Consider the following 24,107-nt stretch of genomic DNA (forward strand, 5'->3'; position numbering starts at 1 on the left):
TTTCGCACAGCAGAAAAACTTTTCTCTGATAGTTTTCCATTCGGATTTTTTAAAAAAAACTTTTTGCTGATAACTTTCTATTTAGATTTACACAAGAAAACTTTTTGCTGATAACTTTCTGTTTGGATTTTGTTAAGAAAAGCACTCCGATTCTTACTTTCCAAACAGATTTTCATTTTCGGAAACATTTTACAGATGTAATCGAAATAATTTCTTATAATCATATGTATTATATTCTTCCAATAAGGATAAAAACCTATTTTCAAAAAATTATTATCACAGTTATAATTTTCTATTATCTTAAAAAAACTAATTTGTAAGCAGTACGCATTTTGATTTCAAGCAAACAAAGAAAATTTTTCTGTCAAGGGAATTTAGCTATCTTATAAATATCTCCTTCACCGAGTTGTTTTAAAATGGTAAGGCATCAGAAAAAAGTTTGCTTCCTCTTAAAAAAATTTGACCTTACATCTCTGCAAGGTCAAAATCAAAAAAAAGTTGTTTAACTTAAAAATTTACAACAATACCGTCTCCCCGAATATTGCTTCCAAAAAAAACATAAAAAAGTTTATGAGATATATTAAAACAACAATAATCATAAGGATTCCTACAAACTTATAATGTGATTTTAAAGCAGAAAAACTCTCCGAAAAAGCTTGATCATCTGTAAGAGTCAAAGCGTTTTTCATCTTTATCGAAAAATTGTACAGATATCTTATTGGAAAGAAGTAAATGAAAGCAATTATGAAGCTCATTAATCCTACAGGAACTAAATAAATCGTAAGCAAACCGAATGAATGAAATACCCCTATAACAAGTGTAAAAATACCTACCAAACATAAAAATCCAATCCCTACAAAGCCTACGATAGCCAGAAACTTCGCCCATTTTGCTGTTTCTGAAAGAATATCTTTAATAAACGGCGTAACTTCTAACTTTTTATTATCGCCCCAAGATGAATTTAATTGATTTTCCATATATGTACGCTTTAAATTATTTTTCGAACTCCTTTAATGTGCTTATGATAATGTCAATACATTCTTTTAACTGGCTTTCGCTCATTACCAAAGGTGGTGCAAAACGAATAATATTACCGTGTGTAGGCTTTGCCAGCAGTCCTTTATCTCGCATACGCAAACAAATGTTCCACGCCGTGTCGCTTTCTTCCGTATCGTTGATAACTACCGCATTCAACAGTCCCTTTCCGCGTACCAGCGATGCAATATTTGAGTTTTTGATATACTCTCCGATTTCCCTACGGAAGATTTCACCCAATTTTTGAGCATTTTCGGCTAAGTTTTCGTCTTCGGCAACTTGTAAGGCTTCAATCGCAACGGCAGCCGCTACGGGATTCCCTCCGAAGGTGCTTCCGTGTTGTCCCGGCTTAATCACCTCCATAATATGGCTGTCGGCAAGTACGGCACTTACCGGATAAGCCCCACCACTGAGTGCTTTACCCAGAACCAACATATCGGGCTTTACATTTTCGTGGTCAACAGCCAGACGCTTTCCGGTGCGGGCAATTCCTGTTTGTACCTCATCGGCGATAAACAGTACGTTGTGTTTTTCACAGAGTTTTTTTGCTCCGCTGAGGAATCCGTCTGACGGAACATACACACCTGCTTCTCCTTGAATGGGTTCCACTAAAAATCCGGCTACGTTCGGGTTTTCTGCCAATGTTTTCTCCAATGCTTTGAGGTCGTCATACGGAATGGTAATAAATCCGGGGGTGTATGGTCCGAAATTTTTTCGAGCATTCTTATCCGACGAAAACGAAACCACTGTGGTAGTTCTCCCGTGGAAATTCTGCTCACAAACTATGATGATGGCTTGGCTTTCAGGCACACCTTTGCTCTCGTACGCCCATTTTCGGCATATTTTAATGGCAGTTTCAACCGCCTCTGCCCCCGTGTTCATTGGCAACATTCGGTCAAAGCCGAAGTATTCCGTTATATATTTTTCGTAAACTCCTAATTTGTCATTATAGAAGGCTCGCGATGTGAGCGTAAGCGTCTGGGCTTGTTTTGTCATCGCTCCGATAATTCTGGGATGACAGTGCCCCTGATTTACAGCCGAGTAAGCCGACAAGAAGTCAAAATACTTTTTTCCTTCCAAATCCCACACGTAAACTCCTTCGCCTTTACTCAAAACCACAGGAAGTGGATGATAATTATGTGCTCCGTGTTTGTCCTCAAGCTCCATTGCTTGTTTAGATGATAATCCTTCTATTGTCATATATATTTTTGTTTAGAAAATAGTTATTAAAAGTTCCGCAATATACAAAATAATTTGTTTTATACAAATAAAATGCTACCGATAAGGACTTTCTGTATCTAATTTATCCAACTGAACCAAAACATTGCCTATTTTTTCCGTAATGTACTTAAAATAACGCTCTCCTTTTTCGGCGGTGGCAAGTTTGGGGTCGCCAATGCCCGTATCAGCCGTAACTTTACTCCACTGACGCTCTGCCCACATCCAACCTTGCGTGAATTCGGTTATTTTATGCTTTTTTTCGGCTCCATTTCCGGCTTTTGCTATCGGAAGCACCAAATCAGGACGCAAATACATCAACAGACTGGTTTCCATCTCATCGGCGTGGTCTCCTACGTTATCAAAATAGTTTTTCTTCTCCGGATTTTGAAACCAATTGCATAGTGAAATATACATTTTGGGGAATTTTAGCCCTAATTCACGAACAATCGGTTTGAAATCATTCCCTCCGTGGCTGTTGAGAATCACCAATTTGTAAATCCCTTGCCGGTTGAGTGTTTCAACAATATCTGTCAGTAAGATAAGCTCTGTGCTGGGATTGATGTTGATGTCAAGCGTAATGTCCGCCTGCCCTGTGTTTACTCCAAAAGGAATAGCCGGCAGAACAATCACCTTGCTGCCTTGTTCCCAAGCAATGCGAGCCGCTTCGGCAGCAATACACTCCGATTCAATAACATCAGTAGCATACGGAAGATGATAATTATGAGCTTCGGTAGCTCCCCACGGAAGTATGGCAACGGAAAATTGCGTTTCTTGAATTGCTTTCCAATTGGTTTCAGCTAAAATGTAAGGTCGCATATATAACTTTAATTTTGATTGAGCTACAAAGGTATAAAAAATTTGAAAATGTTTTTGTAATTTTGTCGGGTTTAATAATTTGAAAATTCACAGAAATATGGCAAGAATACTAACAGGCATACAAAGTACAGGAACTCCGCATTTGGGAAACATTTTGGGGGCTATCCTTCCGGCAATGCAAATGGCACAAGACCCTAAAAACGAATCCTTTTTATTCATCGCGGATATGCACTCGCTCACACAAATCAAAAACGGAGAAGAACTTCGCTCCAACACTTACAGCGTGGCTGCCACGTGGCTCGCCTTCGGGTTAGATACCGAAAAAGTGGTTTTCTACCGCCAAAGTGATGTTCCGCAAACTACCGAACTTTCGTGGTACTTGAGTTGCTTTTTCCCGTATCAGCGTCTTACCCTTGCCCATTCGTTCAAAGATAAAGCAGACCGTCTCGAAGACGTCAATGCAGGGCTTTTCACTTACCCAATGCTGATGGCAGCCGATATTTTACTCTATGATGCTGAGATAGTTCCCGTTGGAAAAGACCAATTGCAACACTTGGAAATTACCAGAGATGTCGCTTCGCGTTTTAATCATCAAATGGGAGAAACTTTCGTGCTTCCGCAAGCGAAAATCGAGGAAAGAATTATGATAATCCCCGGAACAGACGGCGAAAAGATGAGCAAATCGCGTAACAATTTTATCAATATTTTCCTTCCAGAGAAACAACTTCGGAAGCAAGTGATGAATATCCAAACCGATAGCACACCGCTTGAAGCTCCGAAAAACCCCGACGCCTGCAACGTGTTCGCTTTATACCGATTGATGGCTTCAGAGGAGCAAGCCGAGCAAATGCGAGCCAATTATTTGGGGGGGAACTACGGCTACGGACACGCCAAACAAGCCCTTTACGAACTCTTGCTTGAAAAATTTGCCGAACCGCGTCAAAAGTTCAACTATTATATGGACAACCTCGATGAGTTGGAGAAAATATTGCAAGAAGGAGCTGCCAAAGCTCAAAAAACAGCCAACGAAGTCCTGAAAAGAGTACGCCAAAAAGTAGGATATTAACCAAAAAAATAACGATATGCATCAAATAACCACTGTTTGGAAAGGCGATATGCTCTTCTCGTCGAACAATCCGGGAGGAGAAATTTTAATTGATGCCGGAATAGAAAACGGCGGAAAAGGACAAGGACTCCGCCCCAAGGCGTTAATGCTTTCTGCTTTGGCAGGATGCTCGGGCTTGGACATAGCATCACTCATACGAAAAATGAAATTAGAAGTCGATGAGTTCAAAATTGAAACCTTTGGCGAACTAACGGAAGGACATCCGCAAGTGTATCACACTGTGCGAGTGGAATATCACTTTTCGGGTACCAATCTTAATGAGGAAAAACTGAAAAGAACCGTAGATTTGTCCGTTGAAAAATATTGTGGCGTTATGCAGATGTTCAAACAGTTTGCAAAAATAGAAACGAAAGTCTTTTTTCACAAAAAGTAATCCGAAAAGTTCACTAATCCTTAACAATATGATTCATCATTGGATATTTAAGCCCCAACCACCATCAGAAATCGTAAAAAAGCTTCAGAAGGAACTAAACCTCAGCGAAATTCCTGCCACTTTGCTGGCCCAGCGAGGCATTTTCGATTTTGAACAGGCAAAAACCTTCTTTCGTCCGTCACTTTCTGACTTGCACAATCCGTTTTTGATGAAAGATATGGAAAAAGCAGTGCAAAGAGTGTTACGAGCCTTTGAAAAACAGGAAAAAATTCTTATTTATGGCGATTATGATGTGGACGGAACCACTGCCGTTTCGCTTATGTATTTGTACTTAAAGCAGTTTACGCACAAACTCGCCGCCTATATCCCCGACCGATACACCGAAGGCTACGGCGTTTCCTTTCAAGGAGTTGATTATGCCTCAGAAAACGGATTTTCGCTCATCATCGCTTTGGATTGTGGCATAAAAGACATCGAAAAGGTACAATACGCCAGCGAAAAAGGCATTGATTTCATCATTTGCGACCATCATCGCCCTTCACAAGTGATTCCCAAAGCAATAGCTGTCTTAAATCCCAAGCAAACCGACTGTAATTATCCATACAAAGAGCTTTGCGGATGTGGCGTAGGCTTCAAATTAGTACAAGCGATAAACAAAACACTAAAAAACCCATTCGAACAGATACAACCCTTGTTGGATTTGGTTGCAGTTGCCATAGGAGCTGACATTGTTCCTGTAACGGGGGAAAATCGGGTAATGTTACATTACGGTTTAGAAATACTGAACAAAAATCCGTCGGTAGGGCTTACCGTTTTATTGGGAATGGAAGGGAAACCGGTTCAAATGATGGATATTGTTTTCGGATTGGCTCCCAAAATCAATTCAGCTGGAAGAATTGAACACGGAATGTTTGCTGTCAAACTTCTAACAGAAAGTTCTTATAGCCAAGCTATTGCCAAAGCCAAGCAGATTGAAACCTTTAACGGTGAGCGTAAAGAATTGGATGCCACCATTGAGCAAGAGGCACTAAATCAGATACAAGCCAATGGGGAAGAAGAAAAATCGGCTACTGTGGTATATGCTCCGCATTGGCATAAGGGCGTTATTGGTATTGTTGCTTCCCGACTGATTGAAACTTACTATCGCCCAACGGTAGTTTTTACAAAAAGTGGTGAAAAATATGCTGCATCGGCTCGTTCCGTGCAAGGATTTGATATTTATGAGGCTTTGGAGCAATGTAGTGAACACATTGAACAGTTCGGAGGACACAAATATGCCGCCGGACTGACCATTCTTCCCGAAAAATATTCACTTTTTAAACAAAAATTTGAAGAAGTGATTGCCAAAACCCTTCCTAAGGAATTAAAATCACCTAAAATCACCATTGATACCAAACTTCCGCTGGAAAAAATCAATCAAAAAATGTTCAACATTTTAAAACAATTCGAGCCTTTTGGTCCGCAGAATATGCCTCCGATATTTTATGCCAAAAACGTGATTGATACAGGCTTTGCAAAGCAAATCGGGAAAGATAATAGCCATCTGCGACTTACTTTAAAGGATTTCAACGGTAAAAATTTCTTTCCTGCAGTAGGATTTAATTTAGGACATAAGCTGGAGCTCGTAAAATCGGGCAAACCTTTTGAAATTGTTTATTCCATCGAAGAAAACCATTGGAATGGAAACACTTCCCTGCAACTTAAAGTGAGGGATATTCGGTGAAATAAAAAACAGGCAATAGAAAACTACTGCCTGCCTTTTTGATAATTTCGTATTAATACACCTCACAAACGGGCGTATATTGCAATCCAAAGGTATCTGCCACAGCTTTGTAAACTACTTTTCCTTGAACAACATTCAAGCCTTCTTCAAGTCCTTTATCGTCCTGACAAGCTTGTTTCCAGCCTTTGTTGGCAAGTTCAATAGCGTATGGCAAAGTAGCGTTGGTCAATGCCAATGTAGAGGTGTACGGCACAGCTCCCGGAATGTTCGCCACACAGTAATGCAGAATGCCATCAACTTCGTAAACCGGCTCACTATGTGTAGTTACTCTTGATGTTTCAAAACAACCTCCTTGGTCGATAGCTACGTCCACCAATACAGAACCTTTTTTCATCAGTTTGAGCATTTCTCTGGTAAGAAGATGAGGAGCCTTTGCCCCCGGAATCAGTACGGCACCGATAATCAAATCACACGAAGGTAATTCATTTTGAATGTTGTAAGTTGAAGCAAACAAAGTATCAATATTTTTTGGAAGGATGGTATCTAGAACTCGTAATCTTGGTAATGAAATATCTGCAATGACTACATCAGCCCCCAATCCGGCAGCCATAATTGCGGCATTATAACCTACAATCCCGCCTCCAAGCACTAACACTTTTGCCGGCTTCACTCCAGGTACTCCTCCCATCAGTACTCCTCTTCCTCCTTGAGGTTTTTCCAAGAATCGGGCTCCTTGCTGGGCAGCCATACGCCCCGCAACTTCCGACATTGGAGTCAATAAAGGAAGCGAATTGTAAGCAGTAACCGTTTCGTAAGCCAAACAAACAGCTTTTCGCTTTATCATCGCGTGCGTTAGAGCTTCTTCCGAAGCAAAATGAAAATACGTGAAAACCAACTGATTTTCACGCACCAATTCATATTCAGAAGCAATAGGTTCTTTCACTTTATATATCATATCAGCTGTTGCATAAACTTCCTCAATTGTTGGTAAAATAATTGCACCAGCTTTTACGTACTCCTCATCGGAGAAACCACTTCCCTGCCCTGCTGTTTTTTGAACATAGACAGTATGACCGTTTTTAACTAATTCGCTCACACCACTTGGTGTAGCTCCAACACGGTTTTCGTTGTTTTTAATTTCTTTTGGAATTCCTATTTTCATTGTTTTTTTATTTAAAATTATCTATTTTGATGTGCTAAAGTTATGAAAACACATTGAAAAATACAAAAAACAATGATATTTTTTTATCTTTAAAGTTAAACCCTTCCCTTTAAAGCGTTGAATACCCACGCAATAGCAAAAAAACCAATCCCTACGGCAGCAAAGCCAAACCCAGCAATATCATCATATCGGAAGGCTCCCAAGGCTATAAGTCCTACTCCCACAACTATCATTATAAGCGTGGCATATCCTAAAACGGTATTTTTATTCATCGACATAATCTTTCTTTTTAAAAATATTGTATTTTTCTTTCCGTAACAACCTTTTCAACCTCATAAATACGCTCAGTGCGTTGCGTCCAGTTGCCTTTTGAATCATATTTATAGGAGAAAATTTTCTGTCCATAAAGCTGATTCCCTTCTCCGTAGTAATTTTCTTCTATGATATTATTTTTATCGTCATAAACATACTTTAAAAGCACTTTCTTTCCTTGCTTGTCCTCAAACCTTTTCTCCGAAACGTTGTTTTTAGCATCATAAATAATTTCTTGCCTTAGTAAAAAAGCACCGTCAGCAGTTAAGGACAACTCATTGATTTTGTTTCCTTTTTCGTCATACGAAGCAACTTGCTTTCCAGTGAGTTTTCCTGATGCATCATATCCTAAAACCTCCTCTTTCTGAACCTCAGCTTCGTAAGTGTAGTTTAAAACTTCTTCAATTTGATTTTTTTCATTCAGAATTTCGACTTTCGTCAAGTGGTTTTTATCATCATAAAAATATCGCCAGCTTGCAGAAGTTTTCCCTTCATTTGTAAATCTTCTACCAGAAATTTTAAATCCTTGATTGTTGTATTTTTCTTGTGTATTGAAGTTTGACAGAGATTCCTTTTTACCTTCACTGCCAACATAGCGATACGCAATGCTTTCCACAAATTTTACTTTTCCTTTCAGATTTTCCTTTTGCCAATCTGTTTTGAGATTTTGTCCAAAAGCAATCGTTGAAATTAGAAAAACTAAAAATATTCTCATTTGATGATATATAAAAAACGTTTGTAACTGTTTTTACTTTATTTACTGATTACCAAAATAGTTTCCTTTACTTTTTGAGCTGTTTCCCGTGCTTTGGAAATATTTTCGTCAATAATAGTAACGTGTCCCATCTTTCGGAAAGGTCTCGTCTCTCGTTTTCCGTAAATATGTGGTGTAACGCCGTCCATAGCCATAATTTTTTCAATATTCTTATAAACTACGTTACCTTTATAGCCTTCTGCTCCAACCAAATTCACCATAACTCCAGCTACTTTGCTATCAGTTCTGCCCAATGGAAGATTCAAAATAGCACGCAAATGTTGTTCAAACTGGCTTGTGTAGGAAGCTTCAATGCTGTAATGACCCGAATTGTGAGGACGCGGAGCCACTTCATTGACCAAAATTTCATCATCTTGAGTTTGAAACATTTCCACAGCCAAAAGACCCGTAATTTTGAGAGCATCAGCCACTTGAAGAGCTACTTTCCGAGCCTTTTCAGCTACTTCGTTCGCAATCCGAGCCGGGCAAATCACATATTCAACCTGATTGGCTTCAGGATGGAATTCCATTTCTACAACAGGATATGTTTTTATCTCTCCTTTCGGGTTGCGAGCCACTATTACAGCCAATTCATTTTTGAAAGGAATCATCACTTCAGCAATACATTCTGTATCAGCAATGTTCGCTAAATCTTCCGTTGTACGGACAACCTTTACTCCATTTCCATCGTAACCAAAACGAGTACTTTTCCAAACAAAAGGAAACTGAACTTTGCCTTCTGTAACTGCCTGATTTAATTCTTCTTTCGAAGCAAAAGTTTCGAAACTTGCTGTCGGGATGTTGTTTTTTTTATAAAATTTTTTCTGAAATCCTTTATTTTGAATGATTCTCAAACTCTCTGCTGAAGGATATACTTTTATCCCCTCTTTCTCTAACTGCTCAAGAGCATCAACATTCACATTTTCAATTTCAATGGTAAGAACATCCACATTTTTACCGAATTTGTAAACCGCTTCATAATCATTCAAATCCCCTTGAAAGAACTCATTACAAGCCAAACGACTCGGAGCATCGGCACTGGAATCTAGCACGTGCGTTTTAATATCATACTTTCGGGTTTCGGAAAGTAGCATCTTACCCAATTGCCCTCCTCCTAATATGCCCAAAGTAAAATCTGATGAAAAGTAATTCATTTTAAATTAATTGCAAAGTAATTCTGAATAAAAAATAAGAAAGATACTTCATTAAATTGTAATAGTTCTGCCTATTTCAAGCAACAAAAGCTCCTTTCCTTTGGCTTTAAAACTGCGTTTTGCCAATTCGTGGTCAAGCTTAATGTAGCTGAAAGTGTCGTAGTTTACGCCCAGCACCCTATTACATTTTACAAAATCAGAAGCCATAACAGCGTCTTCTATGTCCATTGTGAAGTTACCACCGATTGGCAACACAGCAAAATCTATCTTATGACGCACCGGAATAAGCTGCATATCAAAGTGTAACGCCGTATTTCCGGCTATGTAAACAGTTTTTTCAGGTGTTTTCAAAACAAAACCTCCCGCACAACCTCCCGTTTTTCCGTCAGGAAATGTTGAAGAATGCAAAGCTTGTACAAATTTCAAATGCCCAAACGGAAAATCAAACGAACCGCCCAAATTCATAGGATGTCCATCAAATCCCAAATTGTAATAATTTTCAACTATTTCAAAGTTTGAAATAATTTTTGCTCTGGTTCTGCTTGCGATGGCTTCAACATCCATTGTATGATCTTGATGAGCATTGGTTATCAGGATGTAATCAGCTTTTATTTGATCAACGTTAATGTGTTTTGCGAAAGGGTTTCCTGAAATGAAGGGGTCAACCAAAAGATTTATATCCTCTGTTTTTATTCCAATACAAGAATGTCCGTAAAAAGTTATTTCCATAGTATTTTTAACATCTATGAGATAAAAGTAAATGTATTTGAGTGATTAAATATAAAATATCAAGTTAAAATATCTTTGCTGGCGAAATTACAAAATTTGTGCAATGAAAAACAATATTGTTAAAAAAAAAGTACTCAATGCCACAATTTTCAGTTCTTTGTCCAAATCTTTTAAGTTTTTATTCCGCTTAACAGACAGTAAATGAATCACCAACGGAAAAAAAGCTATCATATAAAGCAACTGCCAACGCACCTGAAAGTTCAAAATCGAAAAAGCCATCATACACAACATAGCCAAAACTACCAAATAATAATGGTAATATTTAGCCAAATCAATTCCCATTTTTACCACCAACGTATTCTTGCCTACAGCCTTATCATTTTCATAATCACGCATATTATTAAGATTCAGAACAGCAACACTTAACAGCCCAACTGCCGTAGCGGGTAAAAATATTTTCCAATTCAACTGATGCACATACAAAAAATACGAACCAACCACACTTACCAATCCAAAGAAAATAAAGACAAACACATCTCCCAATCCTCTGTAACCATAAGCTGATTTTCCCACCGTGTATTTGATTGCTGCCACCACACAAAGCACTCCTAAAAGAAAGAAAATCAGCGTATATAAAAGATTTTCCTCTCCAAAGGAAACATAAATCAATGCAATTGCTGAAAGTACTGACAACAAAGCCGTTACCACAACGACAAACTTCATTTGTTTCCGAGTTACTTTTCCACTTTGTAAAGCCCTCTCAGGACCAACACGATTTTCGTTATCCGTACCCTTTACTCCATCACCATAATCATTTGCAAAATTAGAAAGTACCTGAAAAAGAATCGTTGTTAAAAGTGCCAACAAAAAAATTTCCTGCCGGAAATAACCCACACGAAACGCCAAAGCACTCCCCATAATAATCCCCGAAACAGAAAGAGGCAATGTCCGCAATCGAGCGGCTTTTATATATGTTCGTAGTTTCATTTATTTCTTAATTAAAGTTGAAATTTTACTATTCTTTATCTTTCTTCTGCCAGAATAACTTTTGCTCAAAAACACTTGATTCACAAAATTCCAAAGCCATCTTAATCACTCAACCATAAGAAAATCAGCAATTTCAACCTCTCCTACATTTCATTCTTTTGATATTGCAAAAGTAGAAAATATAAACGAATAAAAAAATTCATTTTTACCCTCAAAAGAAATAAATCTATAAAATTTCACTAATTTTAACACCCAAAAATTAAAAATTAATAAAACAAACAAATATATCTTCCTAAAAAATCAATTAATTTAGAAGAAACATTTTAAAAAACTTAAAATCAACCCAATAATACATTTTCAAAATTTTAACATTACAGAGGATTATAATTCCCAAATGTTAATTCTATTTTCAAATTTATTTTTTTTTCATATTTTTGTCCGATAAATACAGAGAAATTATGTCTTGGTTTAAAAGAACAGCAAAAGGAATACAGACCTCTACTGAGGAAAAGAAAGATATACCCAAAGGATTATGGTACAAGTCCCCAAGCGGAAACATTGTTGATAATGAAGCACTTGAAACCAATTACTTTGTAAGCCCTGAAGATGATTACCACGTAAGGATAGGAAGTAAAGAATACTTTCAAATTCTGTTTGACAACAACGAATTCAAAGAACTTGATGCCAATTTATCTTCCAAAGACCCTCTGGAATTCGTTGATACAAAATCATATGCAACACGCCTAAAAGAAGCTGAACAAAAAACGGGATTAAAAGATGCCGTTCGTACTGCTGTCGGCAAATCAAAAGGGGAAAAGATTGTAATTGCTTGTATGGATTTTGCTTTCATCGGTGGCTCAATGGGAAGCGTGGTAGGCGAGAAAATTTCGCGAGCAATCGAATACGCCATCAAACACAAATTACCTTTCCTAATGATTTCAAAATCAGGAGGAGCCAGAATGATGGAAGCAGCACTTTCGTTAATGCAAATGGCTAAAACTTCTGTAAAGTTAGCCCAGTTAGACGAAGCTAAATTGCCTTATATCTCACTTTGTACCGACCCCACCACTGGAGGAACAACTGCCTCGTACGCAATGCTTGGTGATATCAACATTGCCGAGCCCGGAGCGTTAATTGGCTTTGCAGGTCCGCGAGTAGTAAAAGATACCACAGGACAAGATTTACCAGAAGGATTCCAAACTGCGGAATTCGTTTTGGAACACGGCTTTTTAGATTTTATTGTGAATCGTAAACAACTGAAAGATAAGGTAAATCTGTATATTGATTTGGTAATGAATCGCCCAATACGATAAAAAAGAAAAATAAATGAACAACAAAAATTTTGTTTCTTGGAAAGCACCGAGCAATATTGCTTTGGTCAAATATTGGGGAAAACTTGAAGGGCAAATTCCGGCGAATCCTTCCATCAGCTTTACACTAACAACCTGTTATACAGAAACTTCAGTTCATTTAAAAAAATTAGAGAATCCTTCTGATGATTTTCAGTTCGATTTCTTTTTTGAAAAACAACCCAAACCATCTTTTCACCCGAAAATAGTTACCTTTTTCAATCGGATTTACAAATATTTGCCTTTTTTGAAAGACTATCGGTTCGAGATTTACTCGGAAAATTCTTTCCCCCACAGCAGCGGAATCGCTTCTTCGGCGAGTGCTATGGCGGCATTATCGGTGTGTTTGATGCAGATTGAAAAACAATTGAATCCGAACATTTCAGAAAAAGATTTTTGGCAAAAAGCCTCATTTTTAGCACGATTAGGCTCAGGAAGTGCTTGCCGAAGCGTACAAGGAAGCGTTGTTGTTTGGGGAGAACATCAATCTATTCCGAACAGTTCCAATTTTTACGGAATAACGTATCCGTTTGAAATTCACGATATTTTTAAAAATTATCAAGATACGGTTTTACTTATTGATAAAGGGCAAAAACAGGTGAGCAGTTCTGTTGGGCACGATTTGATGCACAACCATCCTTTTGCCGAAAAACGCTTCGAGCAGGCTCACACAAATATTGACCACCTTATCAGTGCTTTTGCTCAGGGAGATTTGGAACAATTCATCGAAGTTATTGAAAGTGAAGCACTAACCCTACACGCAATGATGATGACCAGCCTTCCGTATTTTATACTAATGAAGCCCAACACTTTGGAAGTCATTCAACGCATTTGGAAGTTCCGCCAAGAAACCAAAACTCCCGTTTGCTTTACGTTAGATGCAGGAGCCAACGTACACGTTTTGTACCCCGATTCGTACAAAAATGAGGTTTTGCAATTTATTAAAGATGAATTGATTGCATTTTGTGAAAACAATCAGTATATTTGCGACCGATTAAACTCAAACTACTAAATCTGAATATGAAAAGACCTCTGTTTTACTCAAAAATATTGCTTTTCGGAGAATATGGTATCATCAAGGATTCCAAAGGGTTAGCCATACCGTATAATTTTTACAACGGAGCTTTGAAAATGCCTGACCAAATGCGTGAAGACAAAAAAGATGAAGCCGAAAAATCAAATCAGGCTTTGGCTAAATTTGCTCTCCATTTGGAAAAATTATCCTCAGAAAATCCTGAAATTGTTAGTTTTGACATCAAACAACTAAAGAAAGATATCAAAGATGGAATGTTTTTTGACAGTAGCATTCCTCAAGGGTATGGCGTGGGAAGTAGCGGGGCGTTGGTAGCAGCCATTTACGACCAATATGCACATAATAAAATCACGGTTTTGGAAAACTTAACCCGAGAGAAGCTTTTGCAATTGAAGAATATTTTCGGAAAAATGGAAAGCTTTTTCCACGGAACTTCCTCAGGATTAGACCCTTTGAACAGTTATTTAAGTCTGCCGATACTCATCAATTCCAAAGACAATATTGAAGCCACCGGAATTCCTTCACAAGCCGTAAACGGTAAAGGAGCCGTGTTTTTGCTTGACAGCGGTGTTGTGGGAGAAACTGCTCCGATGGTTAGAATTTTTATGGAAAATATGAAGAATGAGGCTTTCCAAAGTATGTTAAAAACGCAATTCATCAAGTACACAGATGCTTGTATTGATGACTTCCTGAAAGGAAATGTTAAATCACTCTTCAAAAATGTAAAAAAACTTTCCAAAGTGGTTTTGAATAACTTCAAACCAATGATTCCGGCTGAGTTTCATACACTTTGGAAAAAAGGTATTGACACAGGAGATTACTTCCTAAAACTTTGTGGTTCAGGAGGTGGAGGCTACATTTTAGGATTCACCGAAGACTTGGAAAAGGCAAAGAAAACATTATCCGGACACAAAATAGAAGTGGTTTACCAGTTTTAAAATATTAAAAATCTCTGAATAGGATTATTCAGAGATTTTCTTTTTATGTTTATTCTTCCAAAGTTAATTTTAATTTATCAGCGTAATACAAAATCACATTTTTGTCAAAATACGGTTCTTCATCTATCCGCCCGAGGAATTTCATTCCTGTTTTTTTCAAGATAATACTTTCGGAAGATTCATTTTCCTTCCCGCTGAAAATAATTCCGTAAACAGACAAATTCCTTTGTTTTAGAGCCTCATAAGTAAGCAAGGTATGATTAATACTCCCTAAATAATGCCGAGAAACTATGATAATTTTATCCGAAGGCAAAATCAAATCAGCTATAGTATCCGTCTGATTTATAGGAACCAAAAGCCCTCCTGCCCCTTCTATAACCAATTGATTATCAGTATCGGGACGTTTTATTTTTTTTATGTCAATTGAAATGCCGTCCAATTCAGCAGAAAGATGCGGACTCGCAGGCGTATTTAAAGCGTAAGAACTACTATGAAAAACTGTTTTGTTATTGGAAATCAACCTACTAACTTTGTATGTATCTGAATTTTCCAAATCTCCTGCTTGGATAGGTTTCCAATAATCGGCGTGCAAGGCTTCAGTAATGATAGCGGAAACAATTGTTTTTCCCACATCGGTTGATATTCCTGTAATGAAATAAGTATTCTTCATCGATTAAATATTTTGTGTAAGAAACTGATTATAAAAAACATCGAAAAAATTTGAAATTTCTTCTTCTGTGTTAAAACTATGCAGACATATTCGCAATCGTTCTTGCCCTTTCGGAACCGTTGGCGAAAGAATCGGAATCACGCCAAAACCTTCTTTTTGAATATTTTGAGCTATTCTTTTCACAAAATCATTTCCAGACAAAACAACTGCTTGTATCGCCGAATCGGACGAGATGAATGGATATTTTTCTGATGTTTTTTCGTGAAATTCTTTAATTTTTCTTTTAAAAAAAGTAATGTTTTGATGCAATAAGCCAATAGATTTTGTAGTCTGTAACTGCCTATAACCCGCTAAAATTGTAGCAACATTATGAGGTGACATTGCAGTAGTGTATATAAATGAACGAGCAAAATTTATCAAATAATCTCTCAAAATTTCACTTCCCAAAACTGACGCTCCGTGGCATCCCAATGCTTTGCCATAAGTAACAATTCTGGCAAAAATATCATTTTCCAATCCCAAATTTTGCACCAATCCGCAGCCTTGATTTCCGAAAACTCCCAATGCGTGTGCTTCATCAACAATCAGGAAAGCATTATATTCTTTCACTAATTCATTCATTTTCAACAAATCAGGAGAATCACCATCCATAGAAAAAACGGATTCTGTAACAACAAATACAGAATTTTCACCATTTGAGAATCTTTCCAGCATTTTTTTCAAATCTTCCAAATCATTATGCCTAAATTTGTAAGATTTAGCCAAACTCATTGAAATACCATCACGAATTGAAGCGTGAATGTAATTATCATACAAAACTACATCTCCACGTTGCGGAACGCAGGAAAAAAAACCTACATTGGCGTCATATCCTGAATTAAAAAGCAATGCAGAAGCTGAATTATGAAACTTTTTTATTTCATTTTCTGCCATTTCAAATAATGGAAAATTTCCAGAAATCAAACGTGAACCCGTAGCTCCGTGCTGAAAATCGGTAGTAGATAAAATACGTTCCACTTCAATTTTTATTTCCTCCGACTTTGAAAATCCTATGTAATCATTCGAACAAAAATCAACCTGAAATTGATTGATTTTCAGCATTCGGAAAGCATTTTTTTCTTTTCTCTCAGCAAGTTTTCGAATTATATGTTTAGGAATTCTGTTCATTTTAATTATTTATCATAACTGATTATCAAAACTTTTCGAGTTTTTTCTGTAACTCTAAAGCGATTATCCAAACGTTTCCCAACCACCCAAACAACATCACTACCAGAGCAAAGCAGCCATTGCTGTTCTTTCTCAAAAATAGAATATTTTTCGTCTTTAAAAAACTTAGTTAATTTCTTTTTCTGATTCATTCCAAAAGGATAGAAAAAATCTCCTTCCTGTTTATGTCGCAATAACATTGGAAATTTTAGCAAATCGGCATTAATAAAAATTTTCTCTTCATCAAACACATCAACCCCTTTATTATCAATCACTTGAAATTTCAATGAAATAGGTGAATTTATTTCAGTTGTCTCTTTATTTATCTCGTATATTTTTTCAATATTTTCTAGTTTTTCCTTTAAAATGAGGAAATTTCTATCTTTTAAAAGAATATGCGTAGTCGAAAAAAGTTTTTTCCCGGTTTCTGCTTCCAAAATTTGCCTTAAATCTCGGATATTATTAAAGTTATACGGATATAACAACTTGTACAACACAAAATCGGATTGATAATTTCGTTTTAACGATTCAATATTAATTTTAATCTGACTTTCCTCCTCTATAAAGCACTCTTTCCTAATATTTTCAACAAAAAAATCAATAAAATGAGCAGATTGAGTAAGAAAGAGCTGTGTTCTTTCAAAATTTTTAAGAAAGGTAGGATGTATTTCCTTCAAAAAAGGAACAATATTATGCCGAATTTTATTTCTAACATATTTATCACTCGCATTAGAGCTATCTTCTCGCCATAAAAGTTGATTTTTTTGGGCGAATTGAAGAATTTCTTCCCGAGAAAATGGCAACAACGGACGAATAATTTTTCCATTTCTCTGCGGAATCCCCAATAAGCCATCTAATCCCGTTCCTCTGGAAAGATTTATAATAAAGGTCTCTATGTTGTCATCAGCGTGATGGGCGGTGGCTATGAAATCGCATTCATTCTCCAAGGCGACCTCTTCAAACCAATCATAACGTAATTTACGAGCTGCAAGTTGTGTATTCAACTGATTTTCAGAAGAAAATTTTTGAGTATCAAAACGTTTAGCAAAAGTTTTTACGTTCAGTCCCTTTCCAAATTCTTTTACAAGAGCCTCATCTTCATTGCTTTCATCATCTCGCAACTGAAAATTACAATGCCCCAAAACAATTTCAATCTTCAACTGATGCAGTAAATAAGCAAGCACAACACTATCCACTCCGCCACTAATAGCAACCAAAATTCGCTTATTTTCAAGATTAAATACTCTTTCAATATGTTCTCTGAAGCGATTTTCCATAAATTACTATGCTATAATTGCTTTTGCGGTTGTTTTAAAGTTCCTTTTTATCCTAAAACTACCAGTTGAACCGTATTTTGAAGCACTTGTTTCAGCAAAACTTCTTTATTTGATTCAATTTCTTTAATAGATTGTTCTGTTGCGTGACGAACTGTGTACAAATCTACATTTTCAAATACAGAAACTTTGAATCTTGCTTTCAATTTCTCCAATAAATCCGAAAGAGTATCAAACTTATTATCAACACAAACCGAAAAACTAATAGCCGAGTTCTGAATCACACTTACTTTCATTTTCGCATCGTGCAGGAGCTTGAAAATATAGCTAATATTTTCCTCAACAATGAAAGAAAAATCAAGCGATGATAACGAAATTAAAACTTGTCCTTTTTTCAAAATAAAGCAGGAAACTTTAGGCTCCAACTCTGTTACATTACAAACCGAACTTCCTGATGATGTAGGATTTATAAATGATTTCACAAATAAAGGAATTTCCTTACGTTGCAATGGTTGAAGCGTTTTTGGATGAATCACCGAAGCTCCATAAAAAGCAAGCTCAATGGCTTCTGTATAAGGAATTTTATGTAATAATTCTGTTTTTTCAAAGTAGCGAGGGTCTGCGTTAAGCACTCCGGGAACGTCTTTCCAAATGGTTACGCTTTCGGCATCCAAACAATACGCAAAAATGGCTGCTGTATAATCCGAACCTTCTCTGCCTAAAGTTGTTGTAAAAAAATTAGAATCACTTCCCATAAAACCTTGAGTTATATTCAAAAGCGATTTATTTACATTATTTACAATATTCTCCTGCGTATCCTCCCAATTAACGGCTGCATCACGGAAGTTACTGTCGGTTTTTATCAAATTTCGAACGTCAAGCCACGTGTTTTTGATTCCACAATCATTCAAATATTGGCTAATAATTGTAGTTGAAATCAATTCGCCGAAACTAACTACTTGGTCATACACAAAACTGTGTTTCGGAGATTTATTCCGCTCCAAAAAAGATATCAATTCAGCAAACAAACCATCTACTTTCCAATAAACCGGATGATTTTCGTTAGAAAATAAATCACGAATAATCTCATAATGAAAATTTTTAACGACATCGATGCTTTCCTGAAAGTTTTTCTTCTCAAAATAATTACGAACAACTACTTCTAAAGCGTTTGTGGTTTTCCCCATCGCTGAAATTATAATCAATGTATCGGAATGCCCAACCATTTCCAATATTCTTGCTACATTTTTTACACCTTCGGCATCTTTTACCGATGCCCCGCCAAATTTGAATATTCTCATAATTGATAAAAGCTAAACATAAAATTTAAGAAATTCATTTTCTTGAGATTATTTCCTAAACAATATCATTTTCAGAATTACAAAAGTATGCAAAATTCTTTTTCATATATCTATTTTAATAAAAAATGTTCATCAACAATTCTCTCTTAAACAGTTTTAAAATACAGATTAATTATAATCATTCAAAAAAATACCATAATTTTGTGGTTTACAAAAAATTATCTGTAAATTATAAATTCTGTGTAAAATGAAAAAAAAGATTATTATTGTAGCTCTTGTATTCGGATTGACATCTATAATTTTAGGAGCTTTTGGTGCGCATTCGCTAAAGAAACATCTTACTGAAGAAGCTCTTTCTAGTTTTGAAGTGGGAGTTCGCTACCAAATGTATCACGCTTTGTTCTTATTACTTTTATCAAATTTGGACAACATTTCGGAAAAAATCAGAAAAGCAACTTTTATATCGGTAGTTTTTGGAGTTCTATTTTTCTCAGGTTCTATTTACCTACTTTCCACAGAAAGTATAACTTCCATAAATATTAGGTCATTTGCTTTGATAACACCTTTAGGGGGATTACTTTTGATGCTGGGATGGGCATTTTTATTAATTGAATTTTTAAAGAAGAAATAAATTCACTTAGAAATCTGACTATCTAACAAAAAAACCATAGTTTTTAACTATGGTTTTTTATTTTCTTCTATTTTTTCAATCTAATCCTAATAATGGAAATGTTTACTTTCCTCAATAAGCGGATGACGTTTTGGAAGTAACGGAGCCTTTGTAAGAGCCGTAAAAACTACAAAAATAAACAACCCTAAGAAAAGTAGCACCGATGAAATTTCAGTAATTCCGATACTCCATTGATCCCCTACCGTAGCAGGCATAATCATAACATAAAAGTCAATATAATGACCTATCAAAATTATAACACCTGACGCAAATACTAACCAACTAATGCGTTTGTAATCCGTATTAATCAATACCAATAATGGGAATATGAAATTAAGCAACAACATACCAAAAAATAGCGGAGCATAATCTCTAATCCGAGCTACATAGTAAACCGTCTCTTCAGAAATATTTGAATACCAAATCAATAAAAACTGAGAAAACCACAAATACGTCCAGAAAATTGAAATACCAAACATAAATTTTGCCAAATCGTGCAGATGGCTACTATTTACATATTCCAAATACCCTCTACTTTTTAAATAGATAGTAATTAAAGCAATAACTGTAATTCCTGAAACGAAGAAACTCGAAAACACATACCATCCAAACAATGTACTAAACCAATGCGGATCAACACTCATAATCCAATCCCAAGACATCATCGATTCTGTAACCAAGAAAAACACTAAAAATCCGGCAGATATTTTAAAGTTTTTCACAAAATTGCTGTCATCGGTAGCCGTATCTTGTGCAATAGAAAACTTTCTGGAAAAATGGCGGTACAAAACCCAACCAAACATATAAAATGCAGCACGTCCTAAAAAGAAAGGTACATTCAAATAACCTTGTTTTCCTTGTAACAACGTATCGTGAGCAACTACACTTTCATCCATCCAGACAAAAAGGTGATTCAAATGCATTCCTGAAAGTACCAATAGCGTAAAAACTACCAGCACACCCGGAAATAAATAAGCCGTAATTGCTTCCATAACACGGAAAAGTACTGGCGACCAACCCGCTTGAGCTGCTCTGTTGATAGCGTAAAAAGCCAATACCCCTAAAGAAATCAACATAAAAAAGAGTGCTGCAACATACACCGCTGCCCAAGGCTTATTATGCAACATATGTAGCACGTGCTCGTCTTCGGCAGTATGCGGAACTGTTAAAAAACCAACAACAACTCCTATAATCCCGATAACCATAAGAATTATAGAGGTAATTTTTAATTTATTTGAAAATGTGTACATAATCTAAATATCTTTCTTTTAGGGAATTATTTTACTAGCTCGTCACGTAGTTTTTCTACATACAAAGCCACTTGCCAACGCTCTTTCTCATTAATTTGTGAAGCATACGAACCCATTGCATTTAATCCATAGTAAATCACGTGATAAATACCTCCTTGTGTGATAACTCGATTTTTATCTGCATAACTTGGAACTCCCGCAAATTTTCCTCGCTCTACTAAGATGCCTTTTCCGTCACCTTTCTCTCCGTGACAAACAGCACAATAAATATCGTATAACGCTTTTCCTGCCTCAGTATTTGACGCAACATTCAAAGAATCAGCAAATAAAGGATTCTTCAATTCTTCTTTTGCGAGAAGTAAACCTGCCGGTGTATCAGGATATTCGTAAGGTTGCCACCCGCGTTTGATGCTTCCCAAAACAGGCAATTGAGCTTGCATACTATCTTTAAAGGCACCCGATTGCTGATATGTCTCATACCCAACACTTTCATACATATTGGGCATAAACTGATAGTTCGGCTCACGTTTGTTAAAGCAAGATACTAAAAGTAAAGATACACTGCTGAATAAAGCTACTTTCACTATATTTTTCATATCTCCTATTTTTCTGCTATTTTAATTTCAACAGCTCCTGTTTCTTTCAAAAGTGTTGTTACTTCTCCAATATTATTCTCCATTACAGGAACTTCCATTAAAAAATGGTCATCGGTAGTTCGCACGTCCGGATTTTCAGCTTGCTTAAAAGGCCATAGTTTACTTCTCATATAAAAAGTAATAACCATAAGGTGAGCAGCAAAAAACACTGTCATCTCGAACATTACAGGCACAAAAGCAGGCATATTCTGCAAGAAAGTCATACTTGGCTTTCCACCGATATCTTGTGGCCAGTCTTCAATCATAATGTAATTAACCATCAAAGTTGCTACCGTAAGCCCTATACACCCATAAATGAATGCTGCAATGGCAATACGTGTAGGCTTTAATCCCATAGCCTTATCCAATCCGTGAACGGGAAAAGGAGTATATATCTCTGCAATATGATGATTCTTTGCACGGACTTTTTTTACTGCAGCCATCAGAATATCATCATCGTTATATAATGCTTGTATTACTTTCTTACTCATTGTGGTCGTGATTAGGATTATTATCTCTTAATTTTTTATATTTCTCTCCTGATGATTTCAAGATTGATTTCACTTCCGCTTGTGCAATTACAGGGAATGTACGTGCATACAACAAGAATAACACAAAGAAGAATCCGATTGTTCCGATGTAAATTCCTATATCAACAAACGTTGGTGAGAACATTGTCCAAGAAGAAGGAAGATAATCTCTGTGAAGTGATGTAACGATAATTACGAACCGCTCAAACCACATTCCCACGTTTACCACTAAAGAAATGATAAATGAGAACATAATGCTTCTGCGTAGTTTTTTGAACCACATAAATTGAGGTGAGAACACATTACAAGTCATCATCATCCAATATGCCCAAGCGTAAGGACCTGTTGCACGGTTCAAGAAAGCATATTGCTCATACTCAACACCTGAATACCAAGCCACAAACAACTCTGTGATATAGGCACATCCTACGATAGAACCCGTAATCATAATTACGATGTTCATAAGTTCAATATGCTGAATGGTAATATAATCCTCAAAATTACATACCTTTCTCATAATAATCAAAAGTGTGTTTACCATCGCAAACCCTGAGAAAATCGCCCCCGCAACGAAGTAAGGTGGGAAAATGGTCGTATGCCAACCCGGAATTACGGATGTAGCAAAGTCAAATGATACGATAGTGTGTACCGAAAGTACCAAAGGCGTTGCCAAACCTGCAAGAACAAGTGAAACTTCTTCAAAACGTTGCCAATCTTTTGCACGTCCACTCCAGCCAAAACTTACCAAACTATAAATTTTCTTTTGGAAAGGCTTCACAGCTCTGTCTCGAAGCATTGCGAAATCAGGAAGAAGTCCTGTCCACCAGAACACTAACGACACAGAAAGATATGTTGAAATCGCAAATACGTCCCATAATAGAGGAGAGTTAAAGTTTACCCACAACGAACCGAATTGATTCGGGATAGGCATAACCCAATATCCCAGCCAAGGGCGTCCCATATGGATAAGCGGAAACAAACCGGCTTGAACAACTGAGAAGATTGTCATAGCCTCAGCCGAACGGTTAATTGCCATTCTCCATTTTTGTCGGAATAATAAAAGTACGGCAGAAATTAACGTTCCTGCGTGACCAATACCAACCCACCAAACGAAGTTAGTAATATCCCAAGCCCAACCGACTGTTTTATTTAACCCCCAAGTACCAATACCTTCCGATATAGTGTAAATCATACAACCCAACCCCCAAAGAAAAGCGACCAATGAGATGGAAAACACCGTCCACCACATTTTGTTGGCTTTTCCTTCCACAGGACGAGCAATATCAACCGTAACATCGTGATAGGACTTGTCGCCCGTCACTAAGGGTTTTCGTATAGGTGCTTCGTAATGCGATGCCATATTTTGTTTTTAAATATTAAAAAAATTAAACTTTTTATTATAAAGATTCCTTAAAATGTAGATCATTTTTCTTTATTATCTACAAATTCCACTTTTTTGTTGAGTCCTTCTATTTTTTTCTGAACTTTTTCAATCTTTCTCTCAAGTTTCTGCATTTTTCTATTGCTCTTTGCTAAACTTCGATTTCTTTTTTCTGCTCTCTTTAAAGCCCTTCTTGCCTGTTTAGCATCTTTAGCAGAAGAAGAACCTGCTTCTGCAGAAGTAAAATCAGATGTTTTCTTATCTGCCTTAGAATTCACTTTCTCTACTTCAGATTTTAAACTTTCATTCTCTATGCGTTCTTTCTCAAGTTCTATTTTCAGGCTGTTAAGTTCTGTATTCAACGCTAAAATTTCTTCTTTAGCTTTCAAACGTCGTAACTCGGGTGACTTAGTACCTCCACAAGAAACCAACGCTCCTAAAATTAATATAAAAATATATTTCTTCATATTTTGCCTCA

Annotated in this window: 25 protein-coding genes; 7 read left to right on the forward strand and 18 right to left on the reverse strand. The window is 36.6% G+C overall.

Annotated elements, in window-relative coordinates; translation table 11 throughout:
• Positions 1–515 precede the first annotated feature (515 nt).
• The 3 genes from GN105_RS03190 to GN105_RS03200 form a co-directional block, all read right to left on the reverse strand.
• Complete coding sequence (locus tag GN105_RS03190) at positions 516–977, reverse strand: hypothetical protein (protein WP_155283986.1); 462 nt, start codon at positions 975–977, stop codon at positions 516–518.
• A gap of 16 nt (positions 978–993) precedes the next feature.
• The gene (gene rocD, locus GN105_RS03195) at positions 994–2,235 is read right to left on the reverse strand and encodes an ornithine--oxo-acid transaminase (protein WP_155283987.1); all 1,242 of its coding nucleotides are present in this window, start codon (positions 2,233–2,235) and stop codon (positions 994–996) included.
• A gap of 75 nt (positions 2,236–2,310) precedes the next feature.
• Positions 2,311–3,072, reverse strand: coding sequence for a creatininase family protein (locus tag GN105_RS03200; RefSeq protein WP_155283988.1), 762 nt, complete (start codon positions 3,070–3,072; stop codon positions 2,311–2,313).
• A gap of 97 nt (positions 3,073–3,169) precedes the next feature.
• Between GN105_RS03200 and trpS the strand changes: the two genes are divergently transcribed.
• From trpS to recJ, 3 genes are read left to right on the forward strand one after another with little or no spacing between them, the layout of a single operon-like run.
• Positions 3,170–4,138, forward strand: a complete 969-nt coding sequence (gene trpS, locus GN105_RS03205) for a tryptophan--tRNA ligase (protein WP_155283989.1) — start codon at positions 3,170–3,172, stop codon at positions 4,136–4,138.
• Between the two features lie 16 nt (positions 4,139–4,154).
• A complete protein-coding gene (locus GN105_RS03210; protein ID WP_155283990.1) occupies positions 4,155–4,571 on the forward strand; it encodes an OsmC family protein in 417 nt (138 codons plus the stop codon).
• 28 nt (positions 4,572–4,599) lie between these two features.
• A complete protein-coding gene (recJ, locus tag GN105_RS03215; protein WP_155283991.1) occupies positions 4,600–6,294 on the forward strand; it encodes a single-stranded-DNA-specific exonuclease RecJ in 1,695 nt (564 codons plus the stop codon).
• A gap of 52 nt (positions 6,295–6,346) precedes the next feature.
• On the opposite strand, the gene ald is transcribed toward recJ, so the two are convergent.
• The 6 genes from ald to GN105_RS03245 form a co-directional block, all read right to left on the reverse strand.
• The gene (gene ald, locus GN105_RS03220; RefSeq protein WP_155283992.1) at positions 6,347–7,456 is read right to left on the reverse strand and encodes an alanine dehydrogenase; all 1,110 of its coding nucleotides are present in this window, start codon (positions 7,454–7,456) and stop codon (positions 6,347–6,349) included.
• Between the two features lie 95 nt (positions 7,457–7,551).
• Entirely contained in the window at positions 7,552–7,734 is a 183-nt protein-coding gene (locus GN105_RS03225) for a CAL67264 family membrane protein (protein WP_155283993.1), read from the reverse strand.
• Between the two features lie 11 nt (positions 7,735–7,745).
• Entirely contained in the window at positions 7,746–8,483 is a 738-nt protein-coding gene (locus tag GN105_RS03230) for a hypothetical protein (protein WP_155283994.1), read from the reverse strand.
• Positions 8,484–8,521: 38 nt separating this feature from the next.
• Entirely contained in the window at positions 8,522–9,676 is a 1,155-nt protein-coding gene (locus GN105_RS03235; RefSeq protein ID WP_155283995.1) for a 5-(carboxyamino)imidazole ribonucleotide synthase, read from the reverse strand.
• Between the two features lie 51 nt (positions 9,677–9,727).
• A complete protein-coding gene (locus tag GN105_RS03240) occupies positions 9,728–10,405 on the reverse strand; it encodes a metal-dependent hydrolase (protein WP_155283996.1) in 678 nt (225 codons plus the stop codon).
• An 87-nt stretch (positions 10,406–10,492) separates the two neighbouring features.
• On the reverse strand, positions 10,493–11,392 hold the full coding sequence (locus tag GN105_RS03245) for a 1,4-dihydroxy-2-naphthoate polyprenyltransferase (protein WP_155283997.1): 900 nt from the start codon (positions 11,390–11,392) through the stop codon (positions 10,493–10,495).
• 458 nt (positions 11,393–11,850) lie between these two features.
• On the opposite strand from GN105_RS03245, the gene accD reads away from it, so the two are divergent.
• From accD to GN105_RS03260, 3 genes are read left to right on the forward strand one after another with little or no spacing between them, the layout of a single operon-like run.
• Positions 11,851–12,705 carry an acetyl-CoA carboxylase, carboxyltransferase subunit beta gene (accD, locus tag GN105_RS03250; RefSeq protein ID WP_155283998.1) on the forward strand — a complete coding sequence of 285 codons (855 nt, stop codon included), beginning with the start codon at positions 11,851–11,853 and terminating at the stop codon, positions 12,703–12,705.
• Positions 12,706–12,718: 13 nt separating this feature from the next.
• Entirely contained in the window at positions 12,719–13,753 is a 1,035-nt protein-coding gene (locus GN105_RS03255) for a diphosphomevalonate decarboxylase (protein ID WP_155283999.1), read from the forward strand.
• A gap of 8 nt (positions 13,754–13,761) precedes the next feature.
• Complete coding sequence (locus GN105_RS03260) at positions 13,762–14,712, forward strand: mevalonate kinase family protein (protein ID WP_155284000.1); 951 nt, start codon at positions 13,762–13,764, stop codon at positions 14,710–14,712.
• Between the two features lie 49 nt (positions 14,713–14,761).
• Here GN105_RS03260 and bioD read toward each other — a convergent pair whose 3' ends face one another.
• Genes bioD through GN105_RS03280 form a run of 4 tightly spaced genes read right to left on the reverse strand, consistent with a single transcriptional unit; the run spans position 14,762 to position 19,163 of the window.
• Positions 14,762–15,382, reverse strand: coding sequence for a dethiobiotin synthase (gene bioD, locus GN105_RS03265; protein ID WP_155284001.1), 621 nt, complete (start codon positions 15,380–15,382; stop codon positions 14,762–14,764).
• A 3-nt stretch (positions 15,383–15,385) separates the two neighbouring features.
• Positions 15,386–16,549 carry an aminotransferase class I/II-fold pyridoxal phosphate-dependent enzyme gene (locus tag GN105_RS03270; protein WP_155284002.1) on the reverse strand — a complete coding sequence of 388 codons (1,164 nt, stop codon included), beginning with the start codon at positions 16,547–16,549 and terminating at the stop codon, positions 15,386–15,388.
• 5 nt (positions 16,550–16,554) lie between these two features.
• Positions 16,555–17,865, reverse strand: coding sequence for a tRNA lysidine(34) synthetase TilS (gene tilS, locus GN105_RS03275; RefSeq protein ID WP_155284003.1), 1,311 nt, complete (start codon positions 17,863–17,865; stop codon positions 16,555–16,557).
• Positions 17,866–17,912: 47 nt separating this feature from the next.
• Positions 17,913–19,163: an aspartate kinase gene (locus GN105_RS03280; protein ID WP_155284004.1), complete on the reverse strand. Its 1,251-nt coding sequence runs from the start codon at positions 19,161–19,163 to the stop codon at positions 17,913–17,915.
• Positions 19,164–19,410: 247 nt separating this feature from the next.
• On the opposite strand from GN105_RS03280, the gene GN105_RS03285 reads away from it, so the two are divergent.
• A complete protein-coding gene (locus GN105_RS03285; RefSeq protein WP_155284005.1) occupies positions 19,411–19,794 on the forward strand; it encodes a DUF423 domain-containing protein in 384 nt (127 codons plus the stop codon).
• Positions 19,795–19,880: 86 nt separating this feature from the next.
• Here GN105_RS03285 and GN105_RS03290 read toward each other — a convergent pair whose 3' ends face one another.
• The 5 genes from GN105_RS03290 to GN105_RS03310 all read right to left on the reverse strand — a co-directional run bounded on the left by GN105_RS03290 (position 19,881) and on the right by GN105_RS03310 (position 24,096).
• The gene (locus tag GN105_RS03290; protein WP_155284006.1) at positions 19,881–21,083 is read right to left on the reverse strand and encodes a quinol:cytochrome C oxidoreductase; all 1,203 of its coding nucleotides are present in this window, start codon (positions 21,081–21,083) and stop codon (positions 19,881–19,883) included.
• A gap of 26 nt (positions 21,084–21,109) precedes the next feature.
• Positions 21,110–21,679 carry a c-type cytochrome gene (locus tag GN105_RS03295; RefSeq protein ID WP_155284007.1) on the reverse strand — a complete coding sequence of 190 codons (570 nt, stop codon included), beginning with the start codon at positions 21,677–21,679 and terminating at the stop codon, positions 21,110–21,112.
• Positions 21,680–21,684: 5 nt separating this feature from the next.
• Entirely contained in the window at positions 21,685–22,209 is a 525-nt protein-coding gene (locus GN105_RS03300) for a DUF3341 domain-containing protein (RefSeq protein ID WP_155284008.1), read from the reverse strand.
• Positions 22,202–23,608, reverse strand: a complete 1,407-nt coding sequence (gene nrfD / locus GN105_RS03305; protein ID WP_095895456.1) for an NrfD/PsrC family molybdoenzyme membrane anchor subunit — start codon at positions 23,606–23,608, stop codon at positions 22,202–22,204. The genes GN105_RS03300 and nrfD overlap by 8 nt, the downstream gene beginning before the upstream one ends.
• Positions 23,609–23,670: 62 nt before the next feature.
• Positions 23,671–24,096: a SlyB protein gene (locus GN105_RS03310; protein ID WP_155284009.1), complete on the reverse strand. Its 426-nt coding sequence runs from the start codon at positions 24,094–24,096 to the stop codon at positions 23,671–23,673.
• Between the last annotated feature and the right edge of the window lie 11 nt (positions 24,097–24,107).

The sequence above is a fragment of the Capnocytophaga felis genome (genome assembly GCF_009684755.1).
Classification (GTDB): Bacteria; Bacteroidota; Bacteroidia; order Flavobacteriales; family Flavobacteriaceae; genus Capnocytophaga; species Capnocytophaga felis.